Here is a 15,723-nt window from a genome sequence, read left to right on the forward strand (position 1 = left end):
TCGGGGGGGCGGCCCGGGGCTCCTGTGCTTGCCGCGCGTGTGGTGGGCCCGCCCGGCGTGGGGGCCGGGCCCCACCCCGGCGCGGGGCCCGGACTCGTCGAGTCCGGGCCCCGCGTTCCCGCCGGTTCAGACCATCGGGCCCCCGAAGGGACCTCCCAGTCCGTAGTACATGCTCAGCTCATGGCGGTAGTCGCGGTCCTCGAGGTGCTTGTCGCGGTGGAACTCGGGAGCGTCCTTGATCTGCTCCTTCGTCCGGTCGACGAAGATCTTCCGCTCCTCCACGTCGATCCGCACCACGGTGGCGGCCGGAAGCAGGACTTCCTTGCCGAAGATCCAGACCCCGGTGTCCACGACCAGATAGGCGTCACCGACCTCGTCGGAGTGCTTGTCCACCTTCCCGATGCTGCCGTCGATCGCCTCGACCTTGTAGCCGGTCAAGCGGGTGCCGGCCAGATGGCCCGAGGTCGATGTGTAGCTCCACGGGTGCTCAGTCACGCGAAAACAACTCCTCCGGTGGCAAGGAGGGCCGGCGGATGTCCGCCGTCCTCCTCTTCCGTGTGTCCTGCGCGGCGGGTGCGTTCCCCGCCTGAGGGTCGCCTGCCCCGGCCGCGCCGGCTCACTCCTCCGGATCTCGCCGCACGGCCTCGGGCGAACGATCCCGGCCCCGTTCCGGCGAGGACGCGTGAAATCCCCGTCCCGGGTTACGAGCCGAAGGTACGGCGCCGCTCGCACCGCGGCGCGCCCTCCGCGACGGAACCGGTGACGATGACCGAGTCGAACCCGCACGAAACCGCCCAGCCGTCCCCGACACGGTCGTGGCACACGACCGTCCGTCAGGTCCACGGAGGCATCTCGCTGCCCGTCGGGGCCACGTTCCATTACGACCCCGGCGACCCCTGGGCGGTACGCGTGACCTTCCGGCGGCCGCAGGGCAGGGCCGTCGAATGGACCTTCTCCCGGGAGCTGCTGCGCTCGGGGACCCGCGTCCTGAGCGGCGAGGGCGACGTCCGGCTCTGGCCGCTGCGCCGCGGTGGCAGGGAAGGCCGGGTCCGCATGCGGCTGGGCCCGGTCGGGGCGTTCGCCGTGGTCGACATCGACCGCGCGGGCCTGCGGAACTGGCTGGGCGGCACCTACGCCGCCGTGGCCGAGGGAGAGGAGGCCGACCGGATCGACTGGGCGGCCGAGACCTCTCAGCTCTTCGCGCGCCCGTAGGGCGGTCCTCCGCCCGTACGGGCGGAGGGTGCTCGCCGGCGCCTCGACGGCGGCGACGGCGATGGCGACGGCGACAACCGGGCTGCCGCGTGGGTCGGTTGCCGCTCTCGCCGCCGGCGCCGTCGCCCTCACCGCCGCCTCGCGGCCGAGCCGGTGTGCGGAGAGCGTGGGAGGGGAGGACGGTGAGGCGCCGCGGCCTCCCGTGAGTGGCCGGGCGGCCCGAGCCCGTGACCCGCTCCACCTCTTCACCACACGGAACGGCCTCACCGGAAGGGGGTCGGTGAGGCCGTTCCGCCAGGGGCACCCGTCGGGGTCGAACCGTGCTACGACTCGTCGAGCATGCCCTTGCGCAGGAGCGCCAGATTGCGGGAGAGCAGTCGGGAGACGTGCATCTGGGAGATGCCGAGCTCACTGCCGATCTCCGACTGCGTCAGCTCTTCGACGAACCGCAGGTGCAGGATCCTGCGACTGCGGTCGTCGAGTTGGACGAGCAGCGGCGCGAGTGTGTGGAAGTCCTCGAAGAGTTCGAGCGCCTCGTCCTCCACGCCGATGAAGTCGGCGAGCGGTGAGGCGTCGTCCTCGCCGTCGGGGCCTATGGCGGCGTCGAGCGACGCGGAGTTGTACCCGTTGGAAGCGATGCGCGCCTCGATCACCTCGTCCTCGCTGAGGTTCATCAGGCTCGCCAGCTCGGCCACGGTCGGTGCGCGTCCGCACCGCGAGCTCAGCTCCTCGGTCGCCTTCGCCAGCTCCAGCCGCGCTTCCTGCAACCGGCGCGGCACGTGGACCGCCCAGGAGGTGTCACGGAAGAAGCGCTTGATCTCACCGACGATGTAGGGGATGGCGAAGCTGGTGAACTCCACCTGCCGGGAGAGGTCGAAGCGGTCGATGGCCTTGATCAGACCGATGGTGCCGACCTGGACGATGTCCTCCATCTCGTCCCCGCGGGCCCCCCGGAAGCGGCCTGCCGCGTAGCGGACGAGCGACATGTTCATCTCGATCAGCGTGTTGCGCGCGTACTGGTACTCGTGCGTCCCCTCCTCCAACTCCGCCAGCTTGTCGAAGAACACCTTCGACAGCTCGCGCGCGTCCTTCGGAGCGACCTTGCGGGGCGAATCGAGGACGGGAAGGTCCTCCGGCCCCGCCTCTACGCCAGCCCTCGTCTCCGTCGTCACCTCAGTCGGCACTCTGATGACCTTCTCTCGTCGGTTGGCAACGGTTGCCCCCGTGAGGTCTTCGCCTACCCCGACTTCCGCGGAGCATGTCAGGGAATTCCTCACCGGTTCGAGAGCCCCGGCCGAAGCGCCTCGCCGAGGGGTGTCACGCGAGGGAGAGACGGGCCCGGACGCGCTTCCCGTAGGGCTGCGGCTCCACGCTCACGCTCTCGCAGACCGCCATCACGATCTCCAGCCCGTGCTGTCCGATGCGCTGAGGGTCGGGGGGCCGGGCCACGGGAGCGGCGTCGAGCCCGTCGGCCACCGAGATGTCCAGGGCGTCCTCGAACCATTCGAGGAGCATCCGGCAGGGGCCCGGCGCGTGCCGGACCGCGTTGGTCACCAGTTCGCTGACCACCAGGCGTGCCATGTCGACGCGCTCGTCGGACACCGGGTCGCCACCGGCGGCCGGCACGGCGGTGAGGAAGTCGGCCGCGAAGTCACGGGCCGAGGCGATCATCCGGTCGTCCATGTCGGTGCCCTCGTAGGACACGCTCGCCGACAGCGACGGCCGACACATCGCGCTTCGCCTCGTGATCACCTGACTCATCGCCGCTCCTCCCGTGCGTGACCTTCGCCTTCCTGTCCTCTCCCTCGCCTTTCCGCTGAGCGCCGGTCCACACCCCCGCCTCCGACGAGTACGAGGTGGGGCGCCACGCCGTCGCCGGGACGGCGCCCGCGGAACCGCGTCCCGGGGCGGCTACGGCAGGGCGGCGCCGCGTGCCGACACCCACAGGGCGTACCACTCGTCGTGGCTCAGGTCGGGCTCTCTGGTCGCGGCGTCCCGGCAGGCACGGATCCGCTCCGGGTTCGACGTGCCGATGACGGGGGTGATACGGGCCGGATGGCGGCGCAGCCACCAGAGGACGATCGTCTCCGGTGTGGTGCCCTTGGCCTCGGCGAGCGAGGTCACCAGCGCGGCCGTGGCCGTCTCCTCCGGGGTCTGCTGCGCTCCGGTGTAGCGGCCCTGGGCGAGCGCCCCCCACGCCTGGAGCCCGATGCCGTGGGTGAGGCAGTGCTCGACGGTGCCGGCGGGGAATCCGTTGGCCGCGGATTCGGGCGTGTTGACGAGGACGCCGTCCTCGAGCCAGGCCCGCCGGTGCAGGCTCATCTCCAGCTGGTCGGCCACGAGCGGCAGGTCCATGTGGGCCTGGAGCCGTGCGATCTGCGCGGCGTTCATGTTCGAGACACCGAAGCGGCGGACGAGTCCCTGCCGGTGGAGCGAGGTCAGGGCTTCGCCGATGTCGGCGGGGTCGGCCAGCGGATCGGGGCGGTGCAGCAGGAGGACGTCGAGGACGTCGGTGCGCAGCCGCCGCAGGCTCTCCTCGACCCCGCGGACGATGGAGGAGCCTCGCAGGTCGTACAGGCCGGGGCGGGTCCCTTCGGCCAGACGGATGCCGCACTTGGTCTGCAGGGTGATCCGCTCGCGCAGTCCGGCCGAGCGGGCCAGGACCTCGCCGAAGACCGCTTCCGACTTGCCGTGCCGGTAGATGTCGGCATGGTCGAAGGCGGTGATGCCGCTGTCCAGCGCCGCCCGCACGGCGGCCTCCGCCGCGTCGATGTCGGCGGCCGTGGGGGGCTCCGTGTCCCATCCGCCCCCCAGGCCCATGCAGCCGAAGAGGAGGCGGTGGTCGGTCTTCTCGGGAGTGGTCACCGGGCCACTCTCGCACACGCGCGCGAGAGGGCGCCGGGGCCGGTGGCGGGGTCCTCCCCCGCCCGGGGGAACGGGACCCGTCGCGGGCAGCCGGGTCAGGCGCGGCGCCGCGACCACCATCGGGCCCGGCGCCGCGGATACACCGCCCTGCCCAGGCGGCGGCCCACGAGGGCGTAGCCGAGCAGCGCGCCCGCGGTGTTGAGGATCACGTCGTCGATGTCGAAGGCCCGCCCCGTGATCAGGGCTCCTTGGACCAGTTCGACCAGGAGCATCGTCGCCACCGTCAGCAGGGTGATCCGTACGAAACCACGGCTGCGGGGGGACATGACCGGGAGCAGCAGGCCGAACGGCACACCCAGGAGGATGTTGCCGCCGAGCTGTTTGACGGTGTCCCGGAAGGCCGGCTGGCCGAGGTAGGCGCGGATCGAGTCCCCCGGCGAGAGGTTGGTGTGGGTGAGCGCCTCCGAGGCCGGCGACGGCTGGAGGGTCAGCCGGGCGAGGACGACGCCGAAGGCCACCATCGCGGCGAGGGCCAGCACGGTGACGCCCAGACGGACCAAGCGCCCCGGCTTCTCTGTCTTCTCCTTCGGCTGCCGCTCGGTCGTGACGCGGCCCCATCCGATACGTGACGTCATGGCCCCAACTCCGGAGTTCTTCATGGGGGTCACGGGTACCCCCGATGGGGGTCCGGACACCCGGGTTCCCGCATGGCCGGTACGGAGCCGGCTATGCCGAGTACGTGACGGTGACGTGCTCGAAGCCGAGGCCGCGGAGCAGACCTTGGAGCATCGACGTGGTGTTCTTCTCCGCACGCCGCGTCAGATCGCTCTCCTTCGCGGCGGCGCCGATGCGGTCGGCGGCGAGGATGTGCACGGCGCGCTCGTCGGCCGGGTTGTCGGAGAACAGGTCGCCCAGTCGGTCGATCAGTCCGCGCTGCTTCGAGACGGTGTAGGAGCGCTTGGGGTCGACGGACGGCTCGGCGAGCCGTGCGCGGGGCAGACGGATGGTGGCGGTGGTGCGCTTCTCGTCGACGGTCACGCTGCCCTGGCGGATGCCGCCGAAGTCGACGTAGGCGGCCACGCTGCCGCTCGCGACGAAGAGCGTGCGCGTGCCGCGGATCGAGTCGGGCAGCAGCCGGGCGTCCTTCTCCAGGTCGACCACGACCTGGTAGTTGCCCGCGGCGCCCTCGTACCGGTGCATGTCCTGGATGGACTTCAGCACCGCGGGGCCGGAGCGGTCGTGCGTGTCGACCCCGAACACGTCGTCCAGTCCCGGCACGTGGACGAACCGTCCCAGGAGGAAGAGGACCAGGGAGAGCACGACGAGCACGGCGGCGACGGCGGACCACCTGCGCGGGGCCCTGTCACGTGGCGGAGTGGTGCGCGGAGGCGTGTCTTCTGCGTCTTCTCGCATGTCTCGCTGGTGCCCCGCCCGCGCGCCCTCACTCCCGACCTGCCCTGTTCTGGGGCTGGTTGGGCCTACCGGTACGGATGGTTCCCGAGCCGTGGCCCGGCACGACAGAAGCCCCCTGGGCCAGGGGGCTTCTGTGTTCCGCGGTCCGTCGCGGTGGGTGACGCCGGGTCATGCCCGGAGCAGCCGCTCCATCACCTCGCGGTAGCTCCGCAGGGTGAGCCGGAGCTGCTCGGTGTCGGGGCCGGGGTCGTCCGGGTCGCCGTTCTCCCGCCAGCCCTCCCGCAGCGCGTGGCGGCGGTCCCTGAGGGAGGTGATGAGCTCGCGCTCCGCCGCTGCGAGGACCTCGGCCGCCTCGGCGACCGCATCGTGCGGCGAGTCGACGAACCCCGCGAGCGCGTGGTGCAGCCGCTGTCCGAGCCGGTCACGTTCGCCGTCGCCGAGCAGGTGTCCGGTGTGCTCGCCGTCGCCGTCGGCTGCGGGCCCGTCGCCCGGACCCGGCGCGGGGTCGACCCTGCCGCCGGCGCCCGGCTCGGCCCCGGCTCCGTGGCCGGAGTCCCGGCCGTCGCCGTGGGCGGCGCTGTGGCCCGAGAGGTCCGCCGTGTCCCGTCCGCGCGGCGCGGCGGGGGATGCCGCGGGAGCCTGCGTGCGGCTCCCGCCGCTCCGGCCCGTGGCACCGGGGTCGCCGGGCGGGACTGCGGACTGCGGGGACGGCGAGAGGGGCATCGCCGGAGGTGGGGGCGGCGGCGGGGCGACCGGTGGTGCCGGGGGCGTCACGGGATGGCCGGCGCGCTGGGCGGGTACGGCCACGGACGGGGCTCCCCCGCGTCCGGCGGGCGCCGGTCCGCCGGCCGCCTCCGGGGGCGCGGACTCGCGGCCCGCGTCTCCGTCGGCCCCGCCCGCCGTCCACCGGTCACGGTTCTCGCGTGCCATCACGCGCCACTTCCCTTCGGCTTCAGGAGTTGCCCGAGGTTCCGCCCGGGCGCCGAGCGCGGCCGGACGGCCTGCGTACCGGTCGGCCTCCCGGCCGCTGTCAGGTCCTCGAACAGGGCGCGGGCCCGGACCAGGGCCTCCCGCGACGCCTCGGTGGAGGAGGACTCGGCGTGCACCGCTCGGCGTACCGCGCGCAGGCCCTCCACATGGTCCGGATGGTGCACCGACAGGGCGGCGAGCTGCTCGTCGAGCCGGTCGGCGTCCGGGAAGCCGCGCGTGGCGGCGATCCGTGTCAGGAGGTCGTCGGCGTCGGCCACGGCCTGCCGCGGCGAGTCGACGAAGCGCTCCTGGATCGTGGTCCATTGAGCGGTGTAGTGCTCGCGGACCGTGGGCTCCAGCGGCAGGGGGCGGATGCCGCCGTACCGCTCGGCCCGCTCGCGCAGGTCGCGGTGGGCGGACTCGCTGTCGCCGCCGTGCCGTTCGAGGGTGTGGTCGTACTCGGCGCCGAAGCGTCGCTTGAGGGAGCGTGTGTCGCCGCCCGTGCCCATACGGGCCCGGAGCAGGACACCGGCCGCCAGTAGCGCGGCGACCGACGCCGCGATGATGAGAACTGCGGTCAGGGTCGACATGGCTGCCTTCCTGGATCGTGACTCCTGGTTGGCTGTTCGTCACTGCTTGCTGGGCGCCTGTCGGTTCGGCTTGCCGCTTCTCCGGCGGTCAAACACGAACCGTGCCGTTGTCGCCGGAGTGGCGGACGGGGGAGCGCCGGGGCGGGCGGCCTCCGACGCGGGCCGGCGGGCCGGCGTCGTACCCTGGGACTTCTGCGGACGATCTGCGCACCCGGGGCGTTCCGGGGGTAGGAGAGCAGTATGGACAGCGCCCTCTGGCTCATCGTGGCCGTGGTTCTCGTGCTCGTGGTGGCGGGATTCGCGGCCGTTCTGCTCGTACGTGTCTTCCGGGCCCGCAGGCTGTTGCTGGACGCCGACGTCCCGCTGCAGCCCAAGGCCCTGTTCTGGGTCGCCGTGGTGTACACCGTCTCGCCGGTCGACCTGATCCCCGACCCGGTCTACCTGGACGACATCGGCGTGCTCCTGGTCGCCCTGCGGGCGCTGCACGCGGCGGCCGCCAGGAGCGGCGCGGAGCCCGGGAGGCTGCGGACGGGCACGGAGGCCCCGGTCGGCGGTCCGCCGAAGACGCCCCCGCGCCGGTGACGACGACACCCGGTCCCGGCCGGCGCGACCGGTCCTTCGGGTGCGGCCGCCCGGCCCCGCACGGGCGCCGGGCGGCTTCGCCGTGTCATGTCCGGTCGTGGGGCGCGGACTTCATCAGACCGTCCACCTTCCACCGGCGGTCGGCCGGAACGAGACCGAGGAGCAGCACCTCCCACATCTCGTCGACCCGCTGGTCCAGGTCGCTGCGGCCGGTGAGGACCGAGGAGACCATCTGGATGCCGGCCAGGCCGGAGATGACGAGGTAGGCCACGGCGTCCGGTGAGACCGTCGGCACGATGTCACCGTCCTCGATGGCCTGGCGGACCATGTTCTCGCAGGCGTCGATCCACATCCGGTACGCGACGGGCAGTTCGCCGGTGTAGGTGAGCTCCATCAGCAGCCGGGTGCCGGCCCGCACGATGACGTCCTTGTCGATCATCCGCGCGGTCGTCCGGGAGATCACCACGATCTGTTCCAGCGCGCTCCTGTCGCTTCGGGTGATCTCCTCCACGACGGCGGTCATCCGGCTGTTGTGCTCGTTGAGCACCGCCTTGGCGAGAGCCTCCTTGGCCGGGAAGTGGAAGTGCAGCGCACCTCTGGTCGTCCCGGCCCGCTCGATGATCCGGCCGAGGCTCGCACCGGCGAACCCCGCGGTGTCGAAGACGGCCGCGGCGCTCTCGATGATGTGCTGCCGGGTCGCGAACGCCCGTTCCTGCTGAACTTCTCTCATCCGTTGGACCCTCCCAACGGGGCAACTGTTGTCGACATCGCTCAAACCTATCCGGACCGATCTCACCGGCCCTCGACATGGGTGCGCCACACGTACCGCGGGGCCCGGGCCGACGGCGCCCGTGCCCGAACCGTACGTCGCCCCGCCCTCCGCCCGTGCACTCCCCTTCCGCCGCCCGCGCCCTTCGCGGCCCAGGGCTACTTGGTGGCGACCAGGCGCTCCACGTGCCCGCCCTTGAGGCGGTCCGACTCCTTGATGTCGAAGCCCGTCGCGCGGACGTTCTCGATCGGGCGGCGGCGCAGATGCTCACCCGCCGACGGCACGCTGAACCGCTCGATGATCCCCTGGATGCCCCGGAGCAGCCGGTTGGGGCTCACCACGTGGTCGATGCAGACGAACCGGCCGCCGGGACGCAGCACCCGGTGGATCTCGCGCATCGCCCGGTCCACGTCGGGAATGGCGCACATGCTCAGCGTGCAGACGACCGTGTCGAAGGTCTCGTCCTCGAAGGGGAGCCGGTGGGCGTCGCCCGTGCGCAGATCGACCTCACGCCCCAGTTCGTCGGCGCGCGCTCGCGCCGCCTCCAGCATCCTGTCGCTGATGTCTATGCCGGTCAGTCTGATGCCGGACGGGTAGAAGGGCAGGTTGAGACCGGTCCCGATCGCGACCTCCAGCACCTCTCCCTCCGCCCGGCCGCACACCCATTCCCGCTGACCCTCGTAGAGGAGCCGGTCCCAGAACTTCATGTCCTTGTCGTAGCCCGCCGCCATCTTGTCCCAGTACGCGCGCCACTTCTCCTGCTTGCCGACCATCAGCTCCGCCCTCTCTCGGTCCGTGTTCTCACTTGCCGGTGACGTATCGGGGCCGGGCGAGCCGTCCGGCCACCAGGCCGGAGAGCCTCCGCGCCGACATCGCGTAGAGCATCCTGCTCGCCATGAAGCGGTACAGGTGCCGAGGCCGGACGCCGCGCATTCCCGCTTCCAGCCGGCGGACCACCTCGCGGGCGTCCTCCTCGGTCGTCATGGTGCGGTGCAGGAAGCGCAGCATGAACACGAAGATCCCGCTGCGCTCGAAGACCATCTGCGCCGCCGCCATTTCGAGCAGCACGCCGAACGTGGACCTGCCGAAGGGGAAGTAGGTGTCGTTCAGCCGGAGGCGCAGCATCGCTCCCCGGCCCTCGACCTTCCCGAAGAGGGGTGATTCCTCGGCGATGCGCCGGATCCCGGATTCGAGGACGCGCTGGGCCGCCACCGCCCGCTCGCGCGCGGCCGGGTCGCTCATCTGCCGCAGGGCGTGGTGCGCGATGTGTGCGCCCAGTCCGTTGCGGAAGTACCGTCCGCGCATGGAGACCTGGCCGGCGTCCGTCGCCATGGCCCGGTCGTACACCTCCTGGGTGCACAGCACCGAGGAGACCGGGAAGAGCATGTCGGTCATGGCCTTGCCGATCGCCACCAGGTCGACGTGGCCCAGCATCTGTTCGTGGGCGAGGTAGTCGTTCCCGGTGCGCCAGCCGCCGGACAGCACCTCGTCGACACCGATCAGGTAGCCGCCCGTGCCGCGCAGCCGCTCGACCGTGCGCAGGACGGGCTCCGGCAGGCGCTGGCACATGCCGCCGCGGATGGCCTCGAACCACACCAGCGCGACCTCTCCGGAGGAGAGCACCTGCTGGAGTCGGTGGACCGCGTCGTCGGCGAACGGGTCGATGTAGACCAGGTCGTGGTAGTAGGGGCGGAAGGCGTCCTTGTCGGATTCGGTGACCTGCGGGCCCTCCTTGCTCAGGTTGATGGCGAACAAGGACTTCCCGGCGAAGTTGCCGGTGAAGGTGACCACCTTGGTGCGGGTCGGGTTGGCCAGCATCGCGAGGGCGGCGGCCTGGTCGACCGCGGTCGCCCCGCTGACCGCGGGGAACGCCTTGGCGAAGCCGGTCAGCCCGGTGAGGAACTCTTCGAGGTCCGCGTAGTAGTCGTGCTCCGGATCGTGGACCGCGAGCACTTCGGCGGGGACGTCGGGCGGGTTGTGCCCGCGGAAGTTGCTGCCGAATCCGCCGCAGCAGTCCAGGATCTCGCGTCCGTCGTCGAGTCGCAGCCGGGCGCCGCTCGCGCGCTCGACCTCCAGGTGCATGCCGACGATCATCTCCATCCTGGCCATGGAGGGGTTGATGTACCGCGCCCAGTACGCGCGCATCGTGTCCCGGTCGGCGTCGATCTCCGCCAGTGTCCTGCGCTGTTCGGGGCTGATCAGCCCGTACTCGTCGAGGGTCGCCAGCACGACCTCGGCACAGAAGGTGTTGCCGCCGAAGGTGGAGGTCTGGGCGTAGCAGTCGACGTCGTTGTTCCAGATCTCGTACGCCTGCTCCGTCATGGTGAAGCAGCCGAACGGCACCTGGTGTCCACCGATGCCCTCCCCGTAGACGATCACGTCGGCGCCCAGCGGTCCGGTGAAGAGGCTGACGTCGCCGAGTTCGAGTTCGCTGTCGCAGAGCACGACCATCCCGCCCTGGGAGCGGACGGTCTTGAGCAGCGGTTCCAGTTCGGCCGCCGACGTGCCGGCCGATCCGTCGCGTACGACCACGACGGCCGACCAGGGGTGCTCCGGTAACGCCTCCATCGCCTGCGCGGCGCCGGGCACGACCACGACGTGCGGGGTCATGGCTCGCTCCACGCCCTTGGCGGTGGGGTCGACGAAGGGCGCGAAGACGCCCTTCGCGTCGATCATCAGGATCCAGCCGCCGTCGTGCCGCTTGTGGCGCACGGAGGTCTGCCGGGCCAGCTTCATCGCGCCGGAGAGCGCCTCGACCGTCGAGTTGATGAGGAAGCTTCGGTACAGCGGGGCGCCACCGCGCGCCGTGAGCGACGAGCTGATGAGGTAGGCCAGCTTGGTGCTGGCCTCGTTCATGTAGTTGCTGGACGTCAGAAAGGTGCACGTCTGATCGGTGATGCGGCGCTCTATTCGGTCCAGCAGACCGGTGGTCGCAGGTCTGAACACCGAGCCCTCGGTCGACTGTCGCTCCACGGATGCTCCTCGGATTCGCTGATCACTACGGGAAGTGGGAAAGGGAACGGGTGTGAGGGACACGGGCGGCGCAGGCGCCTGCGCCGCCCGTGTCCGGTCGGGGAGCCGCGGTCAGCGCACCGCCGCGGACTTGGCGAGGTGCCAGCCCTGCGCACGGCGGCGTTCCCGCCAGAAGTGCGCGTACCGGCCGTCGCGTGCGACGAGGTCGTCGTGGACGCCCTCCTCCACGACCCGGCCGTCGCCGAGCACGATGATGTGGTCCGCCTCGCGCAGGGTGTGGAGCCGGTGCGCGATCACCAGGACGGTACGGTCCCGGGCCAGTTCCGACATCGCCTCCTGCAGGGCGTGCTCGTTCTCGGCGTCCAGTGCCGCGGTCGCCTCGTCGAACAGCACGATCGGGGTGTCCTTGAGCAGGGCGCGCGCCATCGAGATGCGCTGGCGCTCACCGCCGGAGAGTCGGCTGCCGCCCTCTCCGACGGGCGCGTCCCAGCCGCCCGGCAGCCGGTCCGCGATCTGGTCGACGCGCGCCGTGCGGGCCGCGGCGTAGACCTCCTCGTCGGTCGCGTCGGGCCTGCCGAGACGGACGTTCTCCAGGATCGTTCCGTCGAAGAGGTAGACGTCCTGGAACACGGCCGAGATGACGGAGGTGAGGTCCTCGCTGCGCATCTCGCGCACATCGACCCCGCCGACGCGTACCGCGCCCGCGTCCGGGTCGAAGAACCGCGCGATCAGCCGGATCACGGTCGTCTTTCCGGCGCCGGACGGACCCACCAGCGCGGTCATCCGGCCCTGCGGCACCCGCATCGACAGTCCGTCCAGGACCGTGGAGCCGTGGTAGCCGAAGCGCACGTCGTCGAGTTCGATGTCGGCGCCGTCCGCCCGGCGCGACGTCCGCGGTTCGGGCAGCGTCTCGGTGTCGATCAGCTCGTTGATCTCGGTCAGCGCGTTCTCGGCCACCCGGATGGCGCCGCCCAGTTCGGAGGTGAGCATGATGGGCTCGACGAACCGGGCCGACAGCACGAGCAGGGCGATGAACTCGGCCGCCTCGATCGATCCGCCGAGCGCCAGGCGGGTTCCGAGTGCCAGCAGCACGAGGAACGACGCCTGCGCGATGAAGGCGAGCCAGACCAGGCCGGGCATGCCGGCGCGCAGCATGCGCCGGCCGGCCGCGTGCTGCGCGACCAGCGAGTCGTCGAGCGCGGCGTGCCCCTGCGCCGTGCGGCCGAAGGCCCGGAGCACCGGCTGGGCGCGGGCGAACTCCACGATCCGCACGGCCGCGTCGGCGTGGATGCGGTCCGCCTCCTGGTCGGCCGCCGCCATGCCGCGGCCCGCCACCCGGTACACCAGCGCCACGGCGATCCCGGCGACGGTCATCGACAGGGCCAGCCGCCAGTCGAAGAGGAACATGGCCAGCACCACGACGGCGGGTGTGACGAAGGTGTCGACCAACTGGTGCAACAGGTGGGCGGGCACGCCCATGATGTCGACCACGCGCTGCGAGGCCAGGCGCCCGAGTCCGCCGACGCGGTCGGGGGTGAACCAGGCCAGCGGGAGCTGGGCGACCTTGTCTCCGATCCGGTGGTGCAGGTCACGGCTCATGTCCGCGCCCGTGCCGTATCCGGCCAGTGTCGCCGGGTAACTCACCGCCGCGAAGCCGAGCCACAGGACCGCGAGGGCGATCACCCACGGCCAGGCCCGTTCCGGTTCGTCGCCGAGCAGTTCCCGCAGGGCGGGGACGAGCATGACGAACGCGACGCCCTGGAGTACGGCGGCGAGGGTGAACCAGGCCAGCAGCCTGCGCAGCGCGCGGTCGTGCTTCGGGCCCAGTGCGGTGAACAGTCGACGGATCATCGCCCCTCCTCCTTCGCGATGCCGGCGCCGGCGTAGGCGTCGTGGTCGTCGGGCCCCTCGGTGCCCGCCTGTTCCTGCAGGTTCCACATCCGCTGGTAGCGGCCCCCGGCGGCGAGCAGTTCCTCGTGCGTGCCCTGCTCGACCATCCGGCCCTGTTCGAGGACCACGATGCGGTCGACGCCGACCACCGACGCCAGCCGGTGCGCGACGACGAGCACGGTGCGCCCCACGGCCAGTTCCGAGAGCGCGTCCTGGATCTGCGCCTCCGATTCGGGGTCGGCGTGGGCGGTCGCCTCGTCGAGCACCACGATCGGGGTGTCCGCGAGAATCGCCCGGGCGATGGAGATCCGCTGCGCCTCGCCGCCGGAGAAGCGGACGTCCGTGCCCACCATCGCGTCGTAGCCGTCCGGCAGTTCCTCGATGCGCTGGTCGATGGCGGCCGCGCGCGCGGCGCGGCGCACCGTCTCGTCGTCCGCGTCGGGACGGGCGAGCCGGATGTTGTCCCGCACGGTGGCGTCGAGCAGCTGCACGTCCTGCAGGACGAACGACACCAGCCGGTAGAGCTGGTCGGGGTCGATGTCGCGCAGGTCCACGCCGCCGACCGTCACGGTGCCCGCGGTCGGGTCGAAGAACCGGGGCAGCAGCTTCGCCAGTGTCGTCTTGCCCGAACCGGAGCTGCCCACGAGGGCGGTCACGCTGCCGGGTTCGAGGGCCAGGTCGATGCCGCTGAGGACCGGCCGGTCCGCGTCGTAGGCGAACTCGACACCGGACAGCTCCACCCGGACGCCGCCGTCGGTCTCCGGCCGCCGGGGTGAGGCGGGGACGGCCAGTTCCGGAGCGGCGAGCAGGGCGCCCACGCGCTTGGCCGCCGCCCCGGCCATCTCCATGTCGTGGCCGTGGAAGTCGAGAGCCTGCAGCGGGGCGGCCACGCTCAGGCCCAGGATGGCGAACGGCAGCAGGTCGAGCGGGTCCAGGGAACCGGAGGTGACGAGGGCCGTTCCGCCGACCAGGACGGTGAGCAGAATGCTGACGGGTCCGAGGATCAGGGCCGAGGCCGCGGTGGCCCGGTAGCCCTTGGAGATCCAGGCGATGAAGAAGGTCGTGAAGTCGTCGGCGGCCTGCGCGTACTGACGGTGCGCCCGCCGGGCCTGCCCGAACATCTTGACCACGGCGATGCCCTCGACGAACTCGATGACCCTGGAGACGATGCGCTCCTGGGCCTGTTCGTAGGCGGCGGTCTGCGCGTCCAGACTCACCATCATCTTGATGAACAGCGCGATGCCGATGACCAGCGGGATCATCAGGATCAACGCCATCCGCCAGTCCACCACGAAGAGGTAGACCAGGGTCGCCAGCGGTGTGACCACGCTCGCGGTGAGGTTCAGCAGGGAGTGGGCCACCAGGTGGTGCATGGTGTCCACGTCGTGCTGCACCGCTTTGCCGATGCCGCCGGCTCCGCGATCGGTGAACCATCCCAGTGGCACCCGGCCGAGCCGGTCGACCAACCGGCGTCGCACCGAGAGCTGGAAGTCCAGGTCCGCGGCATGGGCGAGCGCTCCCGCCGCGGTGTTCAGCACCAGCCACAGCATCAGCGCGCCGCCCGCCACGGCGGCGACGGTCCATGCCGCGCCCCTGTCGACCGGGCCTTCCACCAGGAGCACCCTCGCCAGTTCCGCCACCGCGGCGAACGGCACGACGGCGACCACGGCCCCGACGGCCTGCAGCCCGATCGCCGCGCCCAGTCGCGAGGTGACGGGGCGCAATAACTCTCCGAGACCCACTGCTTCCAACGGTTGCGCCTGCTCCGATTTCATCGCGTCCCTGTCACCTTCCGTCGACGTCGACCCCCCGCTCCGGCCGGCCGCCAGAACAGTTGGAGCTCGTGGACATGGGCCTGGCAGGCCATGTCCACGTCCACCAACCTACCAAGAAACAGGCTGATTGACCCGTTTCCTTTTTCCGTGCCGTTCTCCCCCGCCTACCGGGTGATCGACAGGCCGCCGTCGAAGGGGATGACCGTGCCGGTCAGGTACGCCGAACCCCGGGAACCCAGGAACTGGATGATGCCCGCGAGGTCGTCGAGGCCACCGGGCCGGCGCATGGGGGAACCCAGGCCGATCTCGGCGGCCAGCGACTCCTGCAGCATGTCCGACTCGAAGGGGCCGAGCGCGATGGCGTTGACCGCGACGCGCGGAGCGAGCCGGCCGGCCAGGTGCCCGGTCAGATGGTGCATGGCGGCCTTGCTCGCCGCGTAGGAGTAGATCTCCGCCGACGGTACGTGCAGCCCGTCGACGGAACCGATGTTGACGACTCGGGCCGGGTCGCCCGTGACCGCCGCCGCCTCCAGCAGCGGCCGGAGGAACCGGACCAGGTGGAAGACGGCCTTCAGGTTCACCTGGAGCGCCGAGTCCCAGGCCGCGTCGTCGAACTCGCCGCCGAGACGTTCGCGAAGGTGGTGTCCGCTCCACGGCGGCAGGTCGCCCCGTAGGCGTCGTCCGT

16 protein-coding genes are annotated in these 15,723 nt (G+C 71.5%); 2 read left to right on the forward strand and 14 right to left on the reverse strand.

Annotation, left to right across the window (positions count from 1 at the left end; genetic code table 11):
- Positions 1–126: 126 nt before the first annotated feature.
- Entirely contained in the window at positions 127–495 is a 369-nt protein-coding gene (locus AB0D99_RS00005; RefSeq protein WP_362354838.1) for a PRC-barrel domain-containing protein, read from the reverse strand.
- A 270-nt stretch (positions 496–765) separates the two neighbouring features.
- On the opposite strand from AB0D99_RS00005, the gene AB0D99_RS00010 reads away from it, so the two are divergent.
- Positions 766–1,212 (forward strand): SsgA family sporulation/cell division regulator, encoded by a 447-nt coding sequence (locus AB0D99_RS00010; RefSeq protein WP_362354841.1) that lies wholly within the window; start codon positions 766–768, stop codon positions 1,210–1,212.
- Between the two features lie 323 nt (positions 1,213–1,535).
- On the opposite strand, the gene AB0D99_RS00015 is transcribed toward AB0D99_RS00010, so the two are convergent.
- From AB0D99_RS00015 to AB0D99_RS00045, 7 genes are all read right to left on the reverse strand, one after another.
- The gene (locus AB0D99_RS00015) at positions 1,536–2,396 is read right to left on the reverse strand and encodes an RNA polymerase sigma factor SigF (protein ID WP_362354844.1); all 861 of its coding nucleotides are present in this window, start codon (positions 2,394–2,396) and stop codon (positions 1,536–1,538) included.
- Between the two features lie 133 nt (positions 2,397–2,529).
- Positions 2,530–2,973, reverse strand: a complete 444-nt coding sequence (locus tag AB0D99_RS00020) for an ATP-binding protein (protein WP_362354847.1) — start codon at positions 2,971–2,973, stop codon at positions 2,530–2,532.
- Between the two features lie 150 nt (positions 2,974–3,123).
- Positions 3,124–4,077 carry an aldo/keto reductase gene (locus AB0D99_RS00025; RefSeq protein WP_362354850.1) on the reverse strand — a complete coding sequence of 318 codons (954 nt, stop codon included), beginning with the start codon at positions 4,075–4,077 and terminating at the stop codon, positions 3,124–3,126.
- Positions 4,078–4,172: 95 nt separating this feature from the next.
- Positions 4,173–4,712, reverse strand: a complete 540-nt coding sequence (locus tag AB0D99_RS00030; protein WP_362354853.1) for a VanZ family protein — start codon at positions 4,710–4,712, stop codon at positions 4,173–4,175.
- 91 nt (positions 4,713–4,803) lie between these two features.
- Positions 4,804–5,490, reverse strand: coding sequence for a DUF4230 domain-containing protein (locus tag AB0D99_RS00035; protein WP_362354856.1), 687 nt, complete (start codon positions 5,488–5,490; stop codon positions 4,804–4,806).
- Between the two features lie 168 nt (positions 5,491–5,658).
- The gene (locus AB0D99_RS00040) at positions 5,659–6,420 is read right to left on the reverse strand and encodes a hypothetical protein (RefSeq protein ID WP_362354859.1); all 762 of its coding nucleotides are present in this window, start codon (positions 6,418–6,420) and stop codon (positions 5,659–5,661) included.
- A complete protein-coding gene (locus tag AB0D99_RS00045) occupies positions 6,420–7,049 on the reverse strand; it encodes a hypothetical protein (protein WP_362354862.1) in 630 nt (209 codons plus the stop codon). Before AB0D99_RS00045 ends, AB0D99_RS00040 begins: the two co-directional genes overlap by 1 nt.
- Before the next feature lie 240 nt (positions 7,050–7,289).
- On the opposite strand from AB0D99_RS00045, the gene AB0D99_RS00050 reads away from it, so the two are divergent.
- Positions 7,290–7,631 (forward strand): YkvA family protein, encoded by a 342-nt coding sequence (locus AB0D99_RS00050; RefSeq protein WP_362354865.1) that lies wholly within the window; start codon positions 7,290–7,292, stop codon positions 7,629–7,631.
- A gap of 85 nt (positions 7,632–7,716) precedes the next feature.
- On the opposite strand, the gene AB0D99_RS00055 is transcribed toward AB0D99_RS00050, so the two are convergent.
- The 6 genes from AB0D99_RS00055 to AB0D99_RS00080 all read right to left on the reverse strand — a co-directional run bounded on the left by AB0D99_RS00055 (position 7,717) and on the right by AB0D99_RS00080 (position 15,700).
- Positions 7,717–8,361, reverse strand: coding sequence for a ScbR family autoregulator-binding transcription factor (locus tag AB0D99_RS00055; protein WP_362354868.1), 645 nt, complete (start codon positions 8,359–8,361; stop codon positions 7,717–7,719).
- A 197-nt stretch (positions 8,362–8,558) separates the two neighbouring features.
- Complete coding sequence (locus AB0D99_RS00060) at positions 8,559–9,173, reverse strand: methyltransferase domain-containing protein (RefSeq protein WP_362354871.1); 615 nt, start codon at positions 9,171–9,173, stop codon at positions 8,559–8,561.
- A 28-nt stretch (positions 9,174–9,201) separates the two neighbouring features.
- Positions 9,202–11,373, reverse strand: a complete 2,172-nt coding sequence (locus AB0D99_RS00065) for an aminotransferase class III-fold pyridoxal phosphate-dependent enzyme (protein WP_362354874.1) — start codon at positions 11,371–11,373, stop codon at positions 9,202–9,204.
- A gap of 111 nt (positions 11,374–11,484) precedes the next feature.
- Positions 11,485–13,224: an ABC transporter ATP-binding protein gene (locus AB0D99_RS00070; RefSeq protein ID WP_362354877.1), complete on the reverse strand. Its 1,740-nt coding sequence runs from the start codon at positions 13,222–13,224 to the stop codon at positions 11,485–11,487.
- Entirely contained in the window at positions 13,221–15,038 is a 1,818-nt protein-coding gene (locus AB0D99_RS00075; protein WP_362354880.1) for an ABC transporter ATP-binding protein, read from the reverse strand. The genes AB0D99_RS00070 and AB0D99_RS00075 overlap by 4 nt, the downstream gene beginning before the upstream one ends.
- Before the next feature lie 164 nt (positions 15,039–15,202).
- On the reverse strand, positions 15,203–15,700 hold the full coding sequence (locus tag AB0D99_RS00080; protein ID WP_362355999.1) for an SDR family oxidoreductase: 498 nt from the start codon (positions 15,698–15,700) through the stop codon (positions 15,203–15,205).
- Positions 15,701–15,723: the final 23 nt, after the last annotated feature.

It is taken from the genome of Streptomyces sp. NPDC047971, assembly GCF_040653355.1.
GTDB lineage: Bacteria > Actinomycetota > Actinomycetes > Streptomycetales > Streptomycetaceae > Streptomyces.